18 protein-coding genes are annotated in these 17,462 nt (G+C 44.8%); 10 read left to right on the top strand and 8 right to left on the bottom strand.

Features of this window, described 5'->3' with window-relative positions; genetic code table 11:
* Positions 1–23: 23 nt before the first annotated feature.
* Positions 24–1,142, bottom strand: coding sequence for a peptide-methionine (S)-S-oxide reductase MsrA (gene msrA, locus ATG71_RS07835; protein WP_098439136.1), 1,119 nt, complete (start codon positions 1,140–1,142; stop codon positions 24–26).
* A 154-nt stretch (positions 1,143–1,296) separates the two neighbouring features.
* Here msrA and ATG71_RS07830 point away from each other — a divergent pair, with 154 nt between their 5' ends.
* From ATG71_RS07830 to ATG71_RS07820, 3 genes are all read left to right on the top strand, one after another.
* Complete coding sequence (locus ATG71_RS07830; RefSeq protein WP_098439135.1) at positions 1,297–2,379, top strand: MBL fold metallo-hydrolase; 1,083 nt, start codon at positions 1,297–1,299, stop codon at positions 2,377–2,379.
* 57 nt (positions 2,380–2,436) lie between these two features.
* A complete protein-coding gene (locus tag ATG71_RS07825) occupies positions 2,437–2,979 on the top strand; it encodes a DUF6944 family repetitive protein (protein ID WP_098439134.1) in 543 nt (180 codons plus the stop codon).
* Between the two features lie 182 nt (positions 2,980–3,161).
* Complete coding sequence (locus ATG71_RS07820; RefSeq protein ID WP_286162950.1) at positions 3,162–3,449, top strand: spore coat protein; 288 nt, start codon at positions 3,162–3,164, stop codon at positions 3,447–3,449.
* A gap of 93 nt (positions 3,450–3,542) precedes the next feature.
* Here the strand turns inward: ATG71_RS07820 and ATG71_RS07815 are convergent, their stop codons facing one another.
* Positions 3,543–4,520: an LLM class flavin-dependent oxidoreductase gene (locus ATG71_RS07815; protein WP_098439133.1), complete on the bottom strand. Its 978-nt coding sequence runs from the start codon at positions 4,518–4,520 to the stop codon at positions 3,543–3,545.
* Between the two features lie 128 nt (positions 4,521–4,648).
* Entirely contained in the window at positions 4,649–5,497 is an 849-nt protein-coding gene (locus tag ATG71_RS07810; protein WP_098439132.1) for a VOC family protein, read from the bottom strand.
* Positions 5,498–5,659: 162 nt separating this feature from the next.
* On the opposite strand from ATG71_RS07810, the gene ATG71_RS07805 reads away from it, so the two are divergent.
* The 3 genes from ATG71_RS07805 to ATG71_RS07795 all read left to right on the top strand — a co-directional run bounded on the left by ATG71_RS07805 (position 5,660) and on the right by ATG71_RS07795 (position 8,089).
* Positions 5,660–5,974 (top strand): winged helix-turn-helix transcriptional regulator, encoded by a 315-nt coding sequence (locus ATG71_RS07805; RefSeq protein WP_098439131.1) that lies wholly within the window; start codon positions 5,660–5,662, stop codon positions 5,972–5,974.
* Between the two features lie 77 nt (positions 5,975–6,051).
* A complete protein-coding gene (locus ATG71_RS07800; RefSeq protein ID WP_098439130.1) occupies positions 6,052–6,723 on the top strand; it encodes a 5'-methylthioadenosine/S-adenosylhomocysteine nucleosidase family protein in 672 nt (223 codons plus the stop codon).
* A gap of 157 nt (positions 6,724–6,880) precedes the next feature.
* A complete protein-coding gene (locus ATG71_RS07795; RefSeq protein ID WP_098439129.1) occupies positions 6,881–8,089 on the top strand; it encodes an MFS transporter in 1,209 nt (402 codons plus the stop codon).
* A gap of 98 nt (positions 8,090–8,187) precedes the next feature.
* Here ATG71_RS07795 and ATG71_RS07790 read toward each other — a convergent pair whose 3' ends face one another.
* Positions 8,188–8,343, bottom strand: a complete 156-nt coding sequence (locus tag ATG71_RS07790; protein WP_079532121.1) for a DUF1540 domain-containing protein — start codon at positions 8,341–8,343, stop codon at positions 8,188–8,190.
* 117 nt (positions 8,344–8,460) lie between these two features.
* Positions 8,461–9,669 carry an MFS transporter gene (locus tag ATG71_RS07785; protein ID WP_286162949.1) on the bottom strand — a complete coding sequence of 403 codons (1,209 nt, stop codon included), beginning with the start codon at positions 9,667–9,669 and terminating at the stop codon, positions 8,461–8,463.
* A gap of 147 nt (positions 9,670–9,816) precedes the next feature.
* On the opposite strand from ATG71_RS07785, the gene ATG71_RS07780 reads away from it, so the two are divergent.
* Positions 9,817–10,245 carry a MarR family winged helix-turn-helix transcriptional regulator gene (locus ATG71_RS07780; RefSeq protein WP_098439128.1) on the top strand — a complete coding sequence of 143 codons (429 nt, stop codon included), beginning with the start codon at positions 9,817–9,819 and terminating at the stop codon, positions 10,243–10,245.
* A gap of 10 nt (positions 10,246–10,255) precedes the next feature.
* The gene (locus tag ATG71_RS07775) at positions 10,256–11,011 is read left to right on the top strand and encodes a sugar phosphate isomerase/epimerase family protein (RefSeq protein WP_098439127.1); all 756 of its coding nucleotides are present in this window, start codon (positions 10,256–10,258) and stop codon (positions 11,009–11,011) included.
* Positions 11,012–11,120: 109 nt separating this feature from the next.
* Here ATG71_RS07775 and ATG71_RS07770 read toward each other — a convergent pair whose 3' ends face one another.
* Positions 11,121–12,011 carry a TIGR01777 family oxidoreductase gene (locus tag ATG71_RS07770; RefSeq protein WP_098439126.1) on the bottom strand — a complete coding sequence of 297 codons (891 nt, stop codon included), beginning with the start codon at positions 12,009–12,011 and terminating at the stop codon, positions 11,121–11,123.
* Between the two features lie 345 nt (positions 12,012–12,356).
* Here ATG71_RS07770 and ATG71_RS07765 point away from each other — a divergent pair, with 345 nt between their 5' ends.
* Positions 12,357–14,000 carry a M4 family metallopeptidase gene (locus ATG71_RS07765; protein ID WP_098439125.1) on the top strand — a complete coding sequence of 548 codons (1,644 nt, stop codon included), beginning with the start codon at positions 12,357–12,359 and terminating at the stop codon, positions 13,998–14,000.
* 287 nt (positions 14,001–14,287) lie between these two features.
* Here the strand turns inward: ATG71_RS07765 and ATG71_RS07760 are convergent, their stop codons facing one another.
* Positions 14,288–15,235, bottom strand: a complete 948-nt coding sequence (locus ATG71_RS07760; protein ID WP_098439124.1) for an arginine deiminase family protein — start codon at positions 15,233–15,235, stop codon at positions 14,288–14,290.
* Between the two features lie 129 nt (positions 15,236–15,364).
* Between ATG71_RS07760 and ATG71_RS07755 the strand changes: the two genes are divergently transcribed.
* Complete coding sequence (locus tag ATG71_RS07755) at positions 15,365–16,669, top strand: amino acid permease (protein ID WP_098439123.1); 1,305 nt, start codon at positions 15,365–15,367, stop codon at positions 16,667–16,669.
* Between the two features lie 9 nt (positions 16,670–16,678).
* On the opposite strand, the gene ATG71_RS07750 is transcribed toward ATG71_RS07755, so the two are convergent.
* Positions 16,679–17,452: a YqcI/YcgG family protein gene (locus ATG71_RS07750; protein ID WP_286162948.1), complete on the bottom strand. Its 774-nt coding sequence runs from the start codon at positions 17,450–17,452 to the stop codon at positions 16,679–16,681.
* Between the last annotated feature and the right edge of the window lie 10 nt (positions 17,453–17,462).

The raw sequence follows: 17,462 nt of genomic DNA, 5'->3' as shown, positions 1-17,462 counted from the left end.
GAAGGTCCGTCCCCCTTTTCAATCTAAAACTGAGACACAAACTCACCGTACCCCTCTTCCTCCAACTCATTCTTCGGCACAAATCGGAGAGCCGCTGAATTCATGCAATACCGTAGTCCTGTAGGATTTGGGCCATCGTCAAATACATGACCAAGGTGGGAATCCGCGTGTTTACTCCTGACTTCCGTCCGTACCGTGAACCACGACCGGTCCTCCACTTCCACTATATTATCTTCCACGAGGGGCTTTGTGAAACTCGGCCACCCTGTTCCACTTTTGTATTTATCCTTCGAGCTGAATAGAGGCTCACCCGAGACGACGTCTACATAGATGCCTTCATCCTTGTTGTCCCAATATTCATTCTTGTACGCTTCCTCCGTGGCATCTTCCTGAGTGACTTTGTATTGGATATCCGTCAATTTTTCTTTTAATTCATCATCCGTATAAGACGGATAAAGAGAATGGGTCTCGAGTTCGATATGGCGGTCATCTCCCCATGCTTCATCCAGAAAATCATCCCTGCCAGAATTACTTCTATAAAATTTATAGCTTAGTTTATTTTTCTTATAATAATCCTGATGATAATCTTCGGCTTTGTAAAAGGTTTTGGCCGGCTGGATCTCCGTTACAATTTCTCCATCAAAACGCCCTGAAGCTTCCAATTCCTTTTTTGATTTCTGAGCTGCCTTCATCTGTTCTTCACTATGATAAAAAATCCCGCTCACGTACTGGGGTCCACGGTCGACGAATTGTCCACCGGCATCCGTCGGATCGATCTGCCTCCAGAAGACTTTCAGTAATTGCTCATAGGTGATGACGTCAGGATCGTATTCAATTTGAACCGCTTCCACATGTCCCGTCTGTTCGGAGGATACTTCATCATAGGTCGGATTTTTTTCTTCGCCGCCCGTATATCCTGAAATGACCGAGTATACGCCGTCCAGTTTTTCAAAGGGCGGTTCCATGCACCAGAAGCACCCACCCGCAAAGGTGGCAAGTTCATGGTCTTCATCGATCGACTCGGATTTCACCGCTTCACTGCCCAACGATTTCTGGGTCAGGCTTGCATACAATTTCGGCCCGAAAAATGCCCCAAGAGCTACTATGAGTATGAGCCCGATTCCAATCAATATCTTTTTCATCGTTTCTCCTCCTCACCATTGTTCTCTTACCTTCATTGTACTCTTAGTCTTTTCGTCTTGCGAAGATGAATCGGCTCGTCATGAATGACGATAACCTTGCGTTTGGACAGGAACGTACGAATCTGCGATAGTAATAGCTAAAAGGAGATTATCCATGACCATTATACTTATATTGCTATTCACTATCCTATTGACCGCCTTTCTGATTGTAAAATACTACCCCGCATTTGGTAAAAAACCTGCTGGTGAACGGGTTCATTCATCTCCTCAGTACTCACAGGGATCCTTTCAAAACCAGACGCCGACTTCTTTGGAAACGAACTTTTCTTCATCCGTTTCCATGATCCGCGATCTCGTAAAGCGAGATGCTAACCGCAAACCTGATGTCGATCTTCCAAGAGTCGCTTTCCCATCTTTTTCCCACCCCCGTCCTGGGGCCAATGTTACGTGGTTCGGACACTCTGCTTCGATGCTTGAAATGGACGGGAAGAGACTGCTTCTTGACCCCATGTTTGGCAGTGCCCCCTCCCCATTTCCGTGGATTGGGGGAAAAAGGTACAGCAGGGAGCTTCCCTTTCAACTCGATGAACTGCCTTCCATCGATGCTGTGATTTTTTCCCATGATCATTATGATCATCTTGATTACGGAACGATTCGAAAGCTCCGCAACAAAGTGACGCAGTTCTTCGTTCCCCTTGGGGTGGGTAGCCATTTGGAGCGTTGGGGAATCCATTCTGATCACATAGTGGAGCTTGATTGGTGGGAGGAAAAGGAATGGGCCGGCCTTACATTCGCATGTACTCCTGCCCGGCACTTCTCCGGAAGAAGCCTGAATGACCGGAACGCTTCGTTATGGTGTTCCTGGTGTATCAGCGGGGCATCTTCCAATATCTTTTTCAGTGGGGATAGTGGGTATAGTCCTCATTTCAAAAAGATTGGCGAGCTGTACGGTCCTTTCGATTTGACCATGATGGAATGCGGACAGTATGACCTCAGATGGGCACCCATTCATATGCTCCCTGAAGAGACCGTCCAAGCCCATCTTGATGTGAAAGGGAAATGGCTGTTGCCCATTCATTGGGGGGCTTTCACGTTATCTTTCCATGAATGGACAGATCCGATTGAACGCGTCACAAAAAGCGGAAGTGAACGAAATGTTCCCATTGTAACGCCTAAAATCGGGGAAACCTTTCTTGTGGACGGAGATTCCTTCCCCTCTTCAAAATGGTGGGAATGAACAAACAATCGCCGGTATGTATACACTATCTAAGAACGAAAAAGTAGGCGATCAACTATGGGAAATGAGCAAAAAGCTACATTCGGTGCATGGGTGGCGGCTATCGGGACCGTTATCGCTGCTATAGGGAGTACACCCATTAAGAGGATTCCGAGGGAAACGCTAAGGTCATTCAATCTTGTAGGAAATGAACTTCAGGCTACTGGGAATGCCCTTGAAGCAGATGCCATTGAGGAATTTTCCTTAACGAAAGTGGGAAATGAAATTCAAGCCATCGGGAACGTTACCGTCATTGCTGGCATCGTCATTGATTTTAATACCATCATCAAGCAGGAACTTAATATCAAAGGGAATCTCCTGCAGGCTTTGGGGGGAGCATCTGCCCTCGCTGATTCTTTCGATGAAGAACATACACTAGAAGAACTTTATTCGATCTATGGGAACCTGCTTCAGGTCATCGGAAACTCTCTTCAAGCTATATCAGGTATCCTCACGTTAAATAACAAGGACAGCGGGAACCTCAATGTTGTTGGCAGTTGGATCCAGGCGATCGGAGCTATTATTTCTGCCTTAGTGCAGACCAAAGAATCCTCTACTTAAAGTTGCTATACATATTCTTTTTTAAAGAAATGTAGAGCAACGGATCAAGTGCTCTACAGGAATGACTACTTGAATATATAATCTTAATCATTTTCATAAAATCTCTTTATCTGGGTAAACGCCTATACCAATCCCACTCAAAACGAATACTCATAACCTAGATAGAGAGGAGGTTTTATGCTATGAATAATTTTCAAGCAGGCCATGAAACGTTTGCAGACTATAGTGATTACCGCCGACCAATCGGACGGGTAGGCTTCGGAAGACCGGGATTTGGAGGGTTCGGGAGACCAGGGTTCGGTTATGGCGGATTCGGAAGACCAGGATTTGGATTCGGCTTCAGTCCGTTTGTGGGAGGACTTGCCGGTGGATTATTAGGAGCAGCATTATTGAGTCCGGGTTATGGGTATGGTTACGGGTATGGATATCCGCCGCCTTATTATGGTTATTCACCATATTCTTATTACTAATTTCATATAAATTGAAAGGGAACCTTGGCGTGAAAGCGCAAAAGGTTCCCTTTATTATTTTCAGGGGTTTTATGCCCCTCAGGTTTCTTTGAATTAGAGTATTGCCCCAGCGATCAACTCATAAGACCTTACTTTGTCTTTGAATTGCGACACGTTGGTGATGATCATAAATTCATCGGTTTGATACACTTCACTTAGCATCTGAAGTTCTTCCTTCACCTTTTTTGGGGTTCCGACTATCGCTCTTTTTCTGTTTTCCTTCACTCTTTCTTTTTCCTCCGGTGTCAGCACTCTTGCCTTCGCTTCTTCGATGGAAGGAATTACGGTATCAATCCCTTTCTCTACAGCCAATAACCATAAGTCTTGGGTGAGAGCCATTTCTTCTGCTTCCTCCTCGGTCGGAGCGCACACGACAAAGATACACACATTGCTCAATGGTCGGGCTAATGAGGCTGAAGGCTGAAAGTGGGATTGATAATAATCCATCGCCCGTTTTCCATTGACGGGATTGATGAAGTGACCAAAGGTAAAAGCCGTGCCTTTTTCAGCTGCCACCCGGGCACCACGGTGTGTGATGCCCAATATCCATGGAAGGGGAGGAGAGGTTGCGTCAGGATAAGCCTTCACGGATTGTTCAGGTGAGAGATGCAAGTAATTCTGAAGTGCCTCCACCTGCCCCGGAAACTCATTCATACTCTTCTTCAACCCATCCGTCAGAGCCATCCGTGTTTCATATGATCCCCCTGGGGAACGGCCGATTCCAAGATCGATGCGTTCGGGAAACAGGGTTTCCAATACCTTGAAGTCCTCCGCAATTTTGTACGGGCTGTATTGTGGAAGGAGGACACCACCAGATCCTACTCGGATCGTATTTGTCATGGACGCAATATGTGCAATCAGTACCTGGGGAGCGGAACCTGCAAGACCATTCGTATTATGATGTTCTGCCACCCAGATTCGCGTGTACCCTAACTCCTCTGTAAACTGTGCAAGCTCCACTGTATTCCGAAACGCAGTACCTGCGTCCCCTCCCCTCACAATCACAGACTGATCCAATACACTCAACTTCATCCATGTCACTCCCCTTCGCAAACCGAATATCCATTAGTCTGTACGTACATTATCCCACTAACATCTGCAGGACCAAAAAAAACTGCTTAGAGGGACGGACCCCGTCTTCCGAGGTCCGTCCCTCCCTTTTACAAGCTTAAATAGATGCGGTTGCCGGATGGATCCACGGTGAGGATTTTACCGTCATGTTCCTTGATTGTGGCTCCGATGGACTCGAGACTATGAATGATGCTCTTTCGCTTTTCTTCATTCGGGAAGTGGAGGGTATACCAGTTGAGGCCTGCACTGTTTTCGGAAGGAGCCGGTGCGCCTACACCATTCCACGTATTCAATCCTATGTGATGATGGTATCCTCCAGTCGAAATGAAGAGTGCCTGATTCCCGAAACGGCTCACCACGTTAAAGCCAAGACCTTTCCCGTAGAACTCTTCCGTTGACTTCAAATCCGACACGTGGAGATGGATGTGCCCCATCACTGTAGCGGCTGGAAGTCCGTTCCACGCTTCCCCTTCTGCCTCGGCTAATATCCCCCGTGCATCGATGGGATCAACGGTCATCTCGACTTGGTCACCATGCCACGTCCATTCGGATGCTGGACGGTCCCTGTAAATCTCGATTCCATTTCCATCAGGATCGGATAAATATAACGCTTCACTCACAAGGTGATCCGAAGAACCAAGCTGTATATTCAGCTTGATAAGATGGGCCAGCACCTTATCAAGATCTTCTCTACTTGGCAGCAATAAAGCAAAATGATATAGCCCTGTCGTCCGCGGCTCTTTAGGAAATGTTTCTTCAAGCTCTTCAATGGATAACAGAGAATGAGTACCGTCCACCGTTAAAGAAGCCCGTTTATCTGATTCTTCCAGCACTTTAAACCCGATCACATCCTTATAAAAAGAAAGAGATCGTTTTAAATCTTGTACAATTAGGCTCACTTCCCCAACAAATGTATGGGGTTCTTTATGAAAGTTCATTATGATTCCTCCTCCGATTTATGTTTAGACTTTTTTATAAGTTACTTTATGTAACTAATTTTAATTTAATAACTATCTTCCGTCAAGTAATTAAATTACCTTATTACCGGTTATATGGTATACTACAAAATAGAATTTCCATGATTAAAGGAGGCATTGAAGATGAACCAATCTGAAATATGTCCAAGATTTGAAAAAGCAATTGGCATCTTAAGTCAGCGATGGACCGCACTCATCATTTATCAACTATTGTCAGGCCCCCAACGGAACTGCACCATCAAAGACGCTATAGGCATCAGCGGCAGACTTCTATCCGAGCGTTTAAAGGATCTTGAACAAGAAGGAATCGTTACACGGACCGTCTATCCCGAAACACCCGTGCGGATTGAATATTCATTAACAAAGAAAGGGTATTCGTTAGAACCCTTAATGAAGAACATAGAAAAATGGTCCCAGGAATGGATTGAAAAGGAATAACAGCCCGCTTGTTAGTAAGGGGCTCCGCTTTGGGGGAGTAACATAAAAAATAACCATATATACAGGGTGATACGTCGATGATAGGAATCAGTATAGCAACGAAGTGGGAATACGAAGCGACATTGGAATATTTCAGCATAAAAGATGATGAACGTTTCGCTTATCCTTATGGGGAGTATTTCATAAGAACAATGAATGATACTGAACTTGTTTTTTATAGTACCGGTGTAAGAAAGGTAAATGGTATCGGTGGTAATCAGTATATGATTTCTAGATTTCATTTAACGAAAATAATCGTTGCTGGAACCTGTGCAGGAATAGATGACAGGTTCAGGAATTTGGATATTATTGTACCCGATAAAGCCGTTCAATATGATTGCACAGTAAAAGAAATCGAGCCTTTTATTAAGCAATCCTTCATAGTCGATATCGATCTGTCCAAATACGTAAATGATTTTAATACCGGGACAATCGGCACCGCTGATAAAGCAGTCGTTATGTGGAAGGACTATTTAGAACTTAAAGAAAACGAAATAACAATAGCCGATACAGAAGCGGGTGCCATTGCGTATATCTGTAAGAAGAATGATGTTGAATGTATTATTATTAAAGGAATATCTGATTTTCCATCAGTTGAAAGTAACTCTGATACATTCGAATCAAACATTGAACAGATAAATGTTTATATAGAAAACACACCCAAAGTGATGAACAAAATATTTGGCGAATATTTAAATCGATTTATATAACCATACAAATCCGGAGTCATTGGCTCTGGTTTTTTTACTGTTCATTATATTCTACATACACACAGCCTTCCCCCAACAAAAAAACCATTCCCTTCCCACCCACGCCATAGTATATTTAGAGTAACGAAATAAATCGACTGCGAGGGACGGACCTACTATGTGGAAAAATAAGAATGTGTGGATATTATTGATCGGGGAATTCATTGCCGGGCTTGGATTATGGCTCGGAATCATCGGAAATCTGGAGTTTATGCAGGAGAAGGTGCCTTCTGACTTCCTGAAGTCTGTCCTGTTAGCTTCCGGGCTCCTGGCCGGCCTTGCTGTTGGTCCGCTAGCCGGCAAAATAACGGATCAGGCAAATAAAAAAACCGTGATGCTCGTCTCCGGATTCACACGGGCACTCAGTGTCGTTTTCATGCTCATCGCTATATATACGGGCTCGGTACTATGGATGGTCGTCTTCTTAGTCAGCATTCAAATCTCTGCCGCTTTTTATTTCCCTGCCCTTCAGGCTGCCATTCCGATGGTGGTGAAAGAGAAGGAACTGCTGCAGATGAACGGGGTGCACATGAATGTGGCGACCCTTTCAAGGATCCTCGGGACGGCATTAGCGGGAATCCTGCTGGTCATCATTTCGTTATCGATGCTATATGTTCTTTCTCTTGTAGCTTATCTTGCCCTGTTCGTCATGACCCTGTTCCTGACAATCGACGAAAACGAGGAGTCACACGTCAAAGCGCAAGGCAACAAGCCAAAAGCAGCAGGATTCAAGGAAGTGTTCCCCGTCATCAAAGGACTTCCCATCGTATTTATGACCCTCGTGATGACACTCATCCCGCTACTTTTTATCGGCGGATTCAACTTGATGGTCATCAACATCAGTGAGCTTCAGGACAGTTCCGCCATTAAAGGATGGATTTATACAGCGGAAGGAATCGCTTTTATGACGGGCGCATTTGCAGTGAAAAAAATCGGTGAAAACGTATCTCCATATAAGATTCTGTTCGCATTCAGCTTTGTCATCGGGATTGCACAAATGCTTTTATATTTTGCTACAAGCCCCGTCATGTCGGTCATTGCCTTCACGGTGTTCGGCTTCTCTGTAGGGTGCTTCTTTCCGACAGCCGCCACCATTTTTCAAACACGGATTCCGAAAGAATTTCACGGACGCTTCTTTTCGTTCCGGAATATGCTCGACCGCCTGATCTTCCAAGTTGTCCTGCTTTTAACCGGACTCCTCTTAGATCTTGTCGGGCTGCAGATCATGACGGTTTTATTCGGATGCCTCTCCCTTGTGATGACGGGACTTTTCTATTCAAAGTACAGGCAGCTTAAAACGACTGCGTTATCGGAACAAGCAAGTTAGCTCACAACTCTTTGTGGGCTTTTTTGTATAACATTGAGAATTATTATCAATACTATGTAAAAAGAAGACAACCACGCCTATGGTTGCCTTCTTCCCTATTACATACCCGGTTCGAATGTTTTGCAGTCCGTTTCTTCGCTGTTATGCGCTTTGTTCCCTTTGTGACTGACAACGAATATCTGGTCTGCAGAACACTTCTTTCCTTCACTGTTGTACCTGCAGTTGCTTACTTCACATAGTACGTCTTGTGCCATGGTCTTACACCTCCCCTGTACCATTAGAGTGTGCGATTCTTTTCAGGTTCATACCTTCACTTTAACCCCTGATCATCAAAAAGGGACTCACCTCAGAAAGGTAAGCCCCTGTTCATTTTATAACTCCAATGCTTCCTCTTGATGTACGGCCATTGTTCGTCGTTTCGTCACGATTTTATATGCCGCGACTGTGACCAATACCACTCCACTGCAGATGATATATAAAGCCGAAAATCCGAACTGAGAGGAAACAAGCCCCAGCACAAACGACCCGACCGCAATCCCCAGGTCATAAAAAATGAAGAATGTAGCCGTCGCATGCCCTGTTCTCCTCTTCGGAGCCGCCTGTATCGACATCGTCTGGAAGCTTGGAAGCAAAGCACCATACCCGAGTCCAATCAGCGTTCCTGATACCAATAAGAAAAGAACGGAATGAGTGAAGCTCAATAGAATCAGTCCAAAGGCAAAAATGATCAGGGACGGGTAGATGACCGCATTGGGTCCCGACCGGTCAAATAGTCGCCCTGTATATGGCCGGGACAGCAGCATCGCAGCGGCAAATACGACGAAGAATAAACTGACGGATTCGAATAGACCGACAGACTTCGCATAAACGGAGATAAACGACATGATCCCGGAATAAGCAAATGAGGTCAGGAACCCTACCAACGCAATCGGGATCGCCTTCACTTCTATTAAATCCTTAAGGGTCAGGCGTCTGCTCGCTGCCTGTTCCACCACTTCCTCCTCTGTCACCTGAATCCCAAAAGAACAGAGGAACCCAATGACAATGATCCATGCAAGACCCATAAACAATGTCGTGTACGGAATCCATCGCAGTAGGGCCAGGGAGAGAAATGGTCCGACTACAACTGCCAGGTTCATCGACATGGCAAAATAACCAAGTCCCTCCCCCTTCCTGTTTGCCGGGATCATGTCTGCCGCAATCGCCACCATGACCGTTGAACCGATACTAAACCAAATGCCATGGAAAAAACGGAGCCCCATTAAAAAATAAAAATCATTTACCCAAAAGTAAATGAATGAGGATATCCCGAACATCAACAAACTGACGATGAGGGTCTTTTTCTTTCCCAACAGCTCAATGATTTTTCCCGAAAAGGGACGGACAATGATTGCCGATAGTAAGAAAACCGTTGTAGCAAGTCCTGCCTGTCCTTCTGTTCCATGCAACTCATCGAGCACATACAGAGGCAGGATGGTCAACAATGAGTAAAAAACCAAAAAGAGAAAAAAGTTATTCAGTAACGCCATAAAAAATGGACGTGTCCAGATGTTTTGTTTTGTTGAATGCTCCACTATCATTCTCCTTCGCGCAATTAGTTGTTATACTAATTATATCTACAACATGTATATTTGTAAATATAGTTGTTGTGACAATTAATTCAATTTCTTCCGGTTTTCATGTATGATAAAGGGAAGAAACTCACGTAGAAGGTGAAACCAGTGACCATGTCCCGAGATGAAACCATCGGCTTATATACGAGCCACACAGTCAAAAATATCATCCGATTCCTCACCCTCCATCTGAAAGATTTCGATGTGACACCTGAGCAGTGGACCGTTCTGAAGAGACTTGCGGAACAGGATGGAATCAGTCAAAAACAGCTTGCCATGAGGTCAGAAAAGGATCAGCCGACCGTAACCAGAATATTGGATATTCTGGAAAGGAAAGAACTGATTTACAAACAGAAAAACGCAGAAGACAGACGATCTTTTCTTATTTTCATCACAGAAAAGGGAATGAAAGCGAAGGAAGAGCTTTCCCCTTTTATAGAGAAATTGTATGAAGATACGATTCTTAAAGGTATTTCAGAAGAGGAATTAGAAGTATATAAGAGCGTTCTTTCTCAAATCAACGCGAACATGACCAAAGGATAGGAGTGAGCGTATGAAAGAAATCCCTGTTGCCCTCCAGATGTATACATTACGAAACGAGGCGGAAAAAGATTACATCGGTACTCTTCAAAAAGTGGCTGATTTAGGCTATGAAGGGGTAGAACTTGCTGGTTACGGAGGTTTATCCGTCAAGGAGCTGAAAGGTTTACTGGACAAGCTGAATCTCCGTGCCGTGTCCAGTCATATTTCTTTATCCGAACTAAGGAGCAATGTGGATCACGTGATCGAGGATCAGCTAGAGCTTGGCAGTACTTACATCGTGTGCCCGTATTTACCCCCTGAAGAACGGACAGAGGAAGATTATTTCCGATTGATCGATGGCCTGAACGCCATTGGTGCCAAATGCTTTGAAGCGGGTATCACCCTCTGCTATCATCACCATGACTTCGAATTAAGGACCCTTTCCAACGGGAAAACGGCGCTCGAAACGATTCTGGCTGAAACGAATCCCCACTGGGTTAAAGCTGAATTTGATATCTATTGGTTGACGTATGCTGGGGAAAAGCCTGTTGAGTGGCTGAAGCGTTACCAGGGCCGGACTCCCCTTGTCCATTTAAAAGATATGACAACGGACGGCGAACGATTTTTCGCGGAACTTGGATCGGGTGGCGTGGAACTGGAACCTATCCTGGAATTCGGAATGCACAGTGATGTGGACTGGTGGATTGTCGAACAGGACGACTCCAAGATCCCACCAATCGACAGCGTCCGGAAAAGTCTTGAATACTTAAGACATAACCAAGTTTGATAAGACAAAAAGGAGAGCCGGGTACATCGGCTCTCCTTTTTCACATTATTTTAGTTTCGCTACAATCTTGCCTTTCACATGTCGCTCGGAGGGACAAGTCCTTTCATCTTCATTCCGCCAGGATCTGCTTCAGTGCCTTCTCAATCGTATCATACTGAAAGACGAATCCTGCTTTCTCCAACCGTTCCGGGATGACCCATCTGCTTTTCAGGACCAGTTCGGTTTCGGTTCCAATGAACACCGCACCTGCTTCAAGCATCCATTTTGGGGTCGGGAGCCCTATCTTCTTATTCATCACGTTCCTTAGCTGTGCCATGAATTCACGATTCGTGACGGGATCCGGCGAGGCACAGTTGAACACTCCGCTTAACCCCTTCTCTTTTTCCAAAAAAAGAATGATCCGGTACAGGTCTTCCGCATGGATCCAGCTGAATTTCTGGGTCCCCGGTCCCTGGACCCCTCCAAGACCAAACCTGACCAGGTTTTTGTAAGGTGTCATCACACCTCCATCCGGCCCCAATACGATCGCGATCCGTAAAGCAGCCTGCCGCGTCCCGGGTAATGAAAAGGCGAAGAATACTTTCTCCCATTCCTTTGCCACTTCCACGGAAAAGCCTGTGCCGATATCGCCCTCTTCCTCCGTCATCGGCCGGTCCTCTGCATGGCGATAGATTGTGGCCGTACTGGAATTGATCCATAAGGGAGGTGGATTCTGACATTGTAGAAGTGCCTTCCCCAATATGTTCGTCGTGTCCGTCCTGGATTTGAAAATGTCCGCTTTATTCTTTTCATTATACCGACAGTCGACTGACTTCCCTGCAAGATTGATGAGCATATCCGCATCCTCTAATGACTGAACGATTTCATCGGGGCGGTCCCAGGAAAGATGGGGAGACTGTCTTGAAATGATGATTACGTTATCGCCGTTCTCGAGAAATTTCTTCTGAAGATACTTGCCGATGAAGCCTGTTCCACCTGCTATGACGATTTTCTTTTCCACAATATCCACTCATTTCTTTTGTGTAAGTTTGTGAATTATTTCACATTAATTATACCAAATACTGTAACAAATTCAACTATTTTTTGTCTGATTCTCCTATGCACAAAAAATAGTGGAATATTCCTAGAAAAATATTTTTCACCGAATGGTATAGATAATGGTAGAAATTCCCCTCTAATCTGTTTTATATCGACATTATCAAACACTAAATATTTCAAATTTACTGATAATTACCATTTTTTTCATTGTCAACCTTCCTTTTTTTTACTAAACTACTAATTAGCCGCCGGGGCCAAAAGAAATAGCTATTTCCAAAATCTATGATCAAAAGGGGAAATTGTAATTATGTCGAAAAAGAAATTAGTCAGTTTAGCATTAGGTACTTCTCTTGTATTCAGCGCCTCCTTTACGGGTGCATCCGCATTCGCCCAGTCTTCAGATTCTATTACTTCTAAAATGGACATTCATCAAAAGGTCATGAACATAGATAAAAAAGGGCCGAGCTTCTTATCTGGGAAACTATCAAAAGGTATTGTGAAGAACGACAAAGACGTGAAAGCGTTCCTGAAGGAAAATAAAGAGCTATTTGCCATCGATCCACATTCTGAACTGACATTACTTGAAAAGACGACAGATGATCTTGGAATGTCTCATTATCGATTCACTCAATCAGTGGACGGTGTTCCTGTTGAAGGAGCCATCTTCATTGTCCATACAAATAAAAACAATGAAGTGACCGCTACGACGGGTCAGCTTTTTAAAGAAGCTTCTAAAAAGGTGACCAAGACAAAATCCAAGATCAATCAAAAATCAGCGACGGATCTCGCATGGAAGCATATCGGTCTATCAAAAGCCGACACCTTGAAAGGGGCTCAAAACGAGTTCAGCATTGATGCGAAAAAAGACAGTAAAGTTGAAAACACAACGGAAAAAAATGATCTCGTGATTCATGAGAAGGATGGAAAGTTCACTCTCGCTTATAAAGTGCAACTTCAATTCATCGAGCCTTATGGAGCGAACTGGCAGATCTATGTGGATGCCAAAGACGGATCGATTGTCGACTCTTTCAATGCCGTAACAGACGCCGGAACGACAGGCAGCGGTTACGGGGTTTTAGATGACTATAAAACTCTTAATACTTACTCTTCAAATGGAACTTATTACTTATTTGATGTGACGAAGCCAATGAACGGTGTCATTGAGACCTTTACGGCTCAAAATGGATCAAGCCTTCCAGGGTACTATTCCACTGACAGCAATAACTCCTGGACTGCTTATTCGCAGGCGGCTGATGTTGATGCCCATGCGTATGCCGGTAAAGTCTATGACTATTATAAAAACACACATAACCGCAATAGTTTCGACAATAACGGTGCAACCATCCGTTCCACTGTCCACTATGGGTACAATTACAATAATGCGTTCTGGAATGGTTCCCAAATGGTCTATGGTGACGGGGATGGGTCTACTTTCACATCTCTTTCTGGTGCACTTGATGTCGTGGCCCACGAGCTGACTCATGCCGTGACGGAACGCACTGCCGGATTACAATATCAATATCAATCCGGAGCCCTGAACGAATCATTCTCTGATGTGTTTGGATACTTCTTAGATCCGGGCGATTACTTAATGGGTGAAGATGTTTACACCCCTGGTATCTCAGGAGATGCTCTTCGCAGTCTTTCAAACCCATCTAAATATGGACAACCGGAACATATGAATAATTATGTGAACACTTCTTCCGATAACGGTGGTGTTCATACAAACTCCGGTATCCCGAATAAAGCGGCTTATAACACGATCTCAAGTATCGGTAAAGCCAAAGCAGAAAAAATCTACTATCGTGCCCTGACTGTCTACTTAACACCAACAAGTAATTTCAGTTATGCACGTGCAGCCCTTCTTCAATCAGCTGCTGACCTGTACGGAAGTGGAAGTTCCACTTACAATTCCGTTAAAGCAGCATGGGATGCTGTCGGAGTTTATTAATTCCAGCAATCTTTTATCATAAGAAGCCGTCCTTTTTGGGCGGCTTTTTTTATTATATAATTTTTATTGTTAAAAATATGTAACCTTCCAGCTCGTATTCAAGGTCTGGTGGAGAGGAGTTCAGTGTCCTCCTCCTTGATTGTTCACATCGTCATGGAAATCCATATGGTTTAAGCCATACACTGATAAACAACAAGATTCAACATCTTTTCCCAGGAAATGATGTTGAAATGCATATAAAAAAGGAGAAGGGTGTCGGATACCTTCTCCTCTTTTATACTCTGGGGTCACTCACCACGTTCAAACGGCAAGGTCATGCAGCGGAGTCCCCCCCCGCCTTTTTCAAGTTCATTTACGTCCACTTCAATCAGCTTTTTGGCTTTTAATTTCGGATGGTCCTTCAATATTTTCTTATTGGCTTTTGTACTCACCAACAGGGTTTCAGGATCCAGATTTAAAAAATTGATGTCAGCCACCGTATGTTTCACATCATCGGTCCAGAGAACATCAAAGCCCTGCCGCTTGATGAAATCTTCCATCATCACATACTGTTCACTTTTTTCATTGACGACCTGGACTGGGAAAAGTCGCATATAGCTTTTGGCAATGAGGAGGTCCGGCCCTGCTACATTACAGTTCATATCCAAATGCATCGTTTCACCGGTACGGGGTAAATCGATGATCCCTATTTCAGTAAAGCCCGCCTGGAAGATTTTTTCCTTCATGATCTCTACACTTTCAATGCTGGACCTGAGCCCGGTATTGATGAAGACAGCATCACGATTGAGCACGAATACATCCCCATTCTCCAATGCCTTGATCCCGTTATTGTCTTTGATGGAAAAAGTATTCTCATCAAACCAGCTCTGGAACAATTCGTGACTGTGCATATATTCGGGGGCCCTCATGGTTATTCCCGCATCACCCGGGATCACAGTGTTCCCATATACACATGCCAGATCCCGTACAAAGACACGATTGATAAGCTGGTCATTTAACTGCCTGGCTTCATCCTTAAGATACTTGGAGTAATCGATGACCGTCATACCCGCGTCCTCCATCGCACGAATCATCTCTGTGTGATTCTCTTTCGCCTTCTCCTGATTAACCGGTTTCTCCCATCCGACGTAATCCGCCGTTCGTTGATCAGGTACATCTAACACTGAAGGCGAGCATACCAATACCGTTTTCAACTCTCCATGTTCACTCCAACAATTCGCATTGACCTTTACCATCAGCAGAACCTCCTCTATTATCCCTCTTTCCTTACTTTCTCCGTTGCCCTGAAAATCATTCCGGTCCCATTCACATAATTCATCCGAGGGAATGTCACACTATGGGGGATAAAGGTCAGGTGAAGAGATATGAGTAAATGTGCGAATGAAACGAATCTTTCGTGGAGGCAGCTTTCCTTCATCGGGGTGGGCTGCATTATCGGAACGGGATATTTCCTTGGGTCAGCCATTCCGATTCAGCGGGCAGGATCTTCTGTTTTGCTTGCCTATTTAATTGCCGGTATTGGGACATGGATGGTATTTCAGGACCTTGCCAAACTGACGGCAGAACACCCTGAAAAAGGTTCGTTCCGTACCTATGCCAAAAAAGCATACGGTCCATGGGCCGGGTTCAGTAATGGCTGGGTGTATTGGTCAGCTGAGATGTTGATTATGGGTAGCCAATTAACCGCCCTCGCACTGTTTGCACAGTTTTGGTCCCCGGGAGTGCCCCTTTGGATTTTCACTGCCGGTTTCGCGGGTCTTGGGCTTTTGATCATTCTGTTGGGAGTGAAGAAAGTCGAGCAGATGGAGAATCTATTTGGAGTGATGAAGGCCGCTGCAATCGTCATGTTCATCCTTGTAGCGGGTGCCGCCATGTTTGGGTGGCTCGGGGACGGAACATCAGGCCATGAGCTTCAAAATCCCATTTCCACCTTACTTCCCATCGAGGGAAAGGGGTTATGGATTGCCCTTCTGTTTGCCTTTTATGGATTCGGGGGAATCGAAGTGATGGGTCTGATGGCCAAAGAACTAAAAGATCCAAAGGATGCCCCGAAGTCCGGGAACATCATGCTGATGACGTTAACCTTCCTTTATGTTCTTTCCTTCTATCTTGTTTTGAAGATCGTTCCGGCTGAAGTAATCAATCCGAATGAAAGCCCGTTTCTGACAGCCCTGAAACAATATGGTCTTCCATGGGTCCCACATGTCTTCAACTCCATTCTCATTATTGCCGGTTTCTCGACGATGGTCGCATCACTGTACGCTGTCACGACGATGCTTGTCTCTCTCGCCGAAGAAGGGGACGCGCCCAGGATCTTTGCGAAGAATGAGAACTGGAGCATTCCACTTCCTGCTTTCGGATTTACCACCTTGGTCGTTGCCCTGTCGATTGTGATTGCGATGCTCCTTCCGGAAAGACTATTCGAGTACGTCACAACGGCCGCGGGACTGATGCTTCTTTATACGTGGATCTTTATCCTTGCCTCTTCCCTCAAACTCATGAGCAAAACAGCTTGGAATCTGATTCAGACGCTGATTGCCCTTTTCCTTATATTATTCGCTATCAGTGGTACCTTCTTCGATGACGTGAGCCAGGTTGGGTTCTTTGTGAGTCTCGGATTCATCCTGCTGATAGCCGCTGCGGTGTTTATCAAAAGAAAAAAGAGTTAAAGGCAGCCTTTAACTCTTAATCTTTTTATGCATATGTGAAAATGGGCATTTGCTCACAGAAGAATCATCATCACGAAGATAATATTGCTGCCATTCAAAGTTATCTTCCTGCCCATACCATTTCAGGCTCTGATGTGGAGGCGCTTCATCATAATCCACGAGCCGTTTTCTGATGACTTTCTTTAATTTTTGGCCGAATGCCGTAGAGGAATTAATTTCATTAAAAACCCATCTGGGTTGGAATGCCAATAAAAAGTAAGGAAAATGACGGCTTTTCCTGCCATTGTGAGCCGATGTTGCGCAGAAGGCGAAATAAGGCTCTCCATCAAAGCAGAACTCCCACGTGTGATCATGGGGATCCTTACCGATGTGATCCGGCCAGGGCTTGTCGTCCAATTGGTGGACTCGGTTCAACAGATCCCAAAAAACATGCTCATATGTTTCCACCGACAAGTCTTCCCCTGTCTTATCTGAATGACAGAACACCACCAGGGAAGCGTAATTTCCCGTATCCCTTGAAATCTCACCGTATTGTTTTAAATAAGAGGCCAGTTCCCCCGAAGCTTCCCCACTTCTTGGGTCCTCCGTAAAACCGAAACGAAGTGTATCAGACTGAAACCCTTGTTTCCCTGGTAAGCAAGGAAAAGGATGCTCTTCATCACTCATCATGGCTGAGAATTGACGGTATGCGGATTGCTGCCATGGGATAAGCTCTTCCATATGTTGATCGATCCAACTCTTTGAAAATAACATGCTGCCGATCCCCTCCTTAGGATTACTCATGTATCCTATT

Source organism: Bacillus sp. es.034 (assembly GCF_002563655.1).
Classification (GTDB): Bacteria; Bacillota; Bacilli; order Bacillales; family Bacillaceae_B; genus Rossellomorea.
Note: the sequence above shows the minus strand (reverse complement) of the source record. Positions and strands in the feature narration are given on the sequence as shown.

Bases quoted from the DNA above. Each gene is read 5' to 3' on its own strand.
- msrA (WP_098439136.1), bottom strand. From the start codon at position 1,142: ATGAAAAAGATATTGATTGGAATCGGGCTCATACTCATAGTAGCTCTT.
- ATG71_RS07830 (WP_098439135.1), top strand. From the start codon at position 1,297: ATGACCATTATACTTATATTGCTATTCACTATCCTATTGACCGCCTTT.
- ATG71_RS07825 (WP_098439134.1), top strand. From the start codon at position 2,437: ATGGGAAATGAGCAAAAAGCTACATTCGGTGCATGGGTGGCGGCTATC.
- ATG71_RS07820 (WP_286162950.1), top strand. From the start codon at position 3,162: ATGAATAATTTTCAAGCAGGCCATGAAACGTTTGCAGACTATAGTGAT.
- ATG71_RS07815 (WP_098439133.1), bottom strand. From the start codon at position 4,520: ATGAAGTTGAGTGTATTGGATCAGTCTGTGATTGTGAGGGGAGGGGAC.
- ATG71_RS07810 (WP_098439132.1), bottom strand. From the start codon at position 5,497: ATGAACTTTCATAAAGAACCCCATACATTTGTTGGGGAAGTGAGCCTA.
- ATG71_RS07805 (WP_098439131.1), top strand. From the start codon at position 5,660: ATGAACCAATCTGAAATATGTCCAAGATTTGAAAAAGCAATTGGCATC.
- ATG71_RS07800 (WP_098439130.1), top strand. From the start codon at position 6,052: ATGATAGGAATCAGTATAGCAACGAAGTGGGAATACGAAGCGACATTG.
- ATG71_RS07795 (WP_098439129.1), top strand. From the start codon at position 6,881: ATGTGGAAAAATAAGAATGTGTGGATATTATTGATCGGGGAATTCATT.
- ATG71_RS07790 (WP_079532121.1), bottom strand. From the start codon at position 8,343: ATGGCACAAGACGTACTATGTGAAGTAAGCAACTGCAGGTACAACAGT.
- ATG71_RS07785 (WP_286162949.1), bottom strand. From the start codon at position 9,669: ATGATAGTGGAGCATTCAACAAAACAAAACATCTGGACACGTCCATTT.
- ATG71_RS07780 (WP_098439128.1), top strand. From the start codon at position 9,817: ATGTCCCGAGATGAAACCATCGGCTTATATACGAGCCACACAGTCAAA.
- ATG71_RS07775 (WP_098439127.1), top strand. From the start codon at position 10,256: ATGAAAGAAATCCCTGTTGCCCTCCAGATGTATACATTACGAAACGAG.
- ATG71_RS07765 (WP_098439125.1), top strand. From the start codon at position 12,357: ATGTCGAAAAAGAAATTAGTCAGTTTAGCATTAGGTACTTCTCTTGTA.
- ATG71_RS07760 (WP_098439124.1), bottom strand. From the start codon at position 15,235: ATGGTAAAGGTCAATGCGAATTGTTGGAGTGAACATGGAGAGTTGAAA.
- ATG71_RS07755 (WP_098439123.1), top strand. From the start codon at position 15,365: ATGAGTAAATGTGCGAATGAAACGAATCTTTCGTGGAGGCAGCTTTCC.
- ATG71_RS07750 (WP_286162948.1), bottom strand. From the start codon at position 17,452: ATGAGTAATCCTAAGGAGGGGATCGGCAGCATGTTATTTTCAAAGAGT.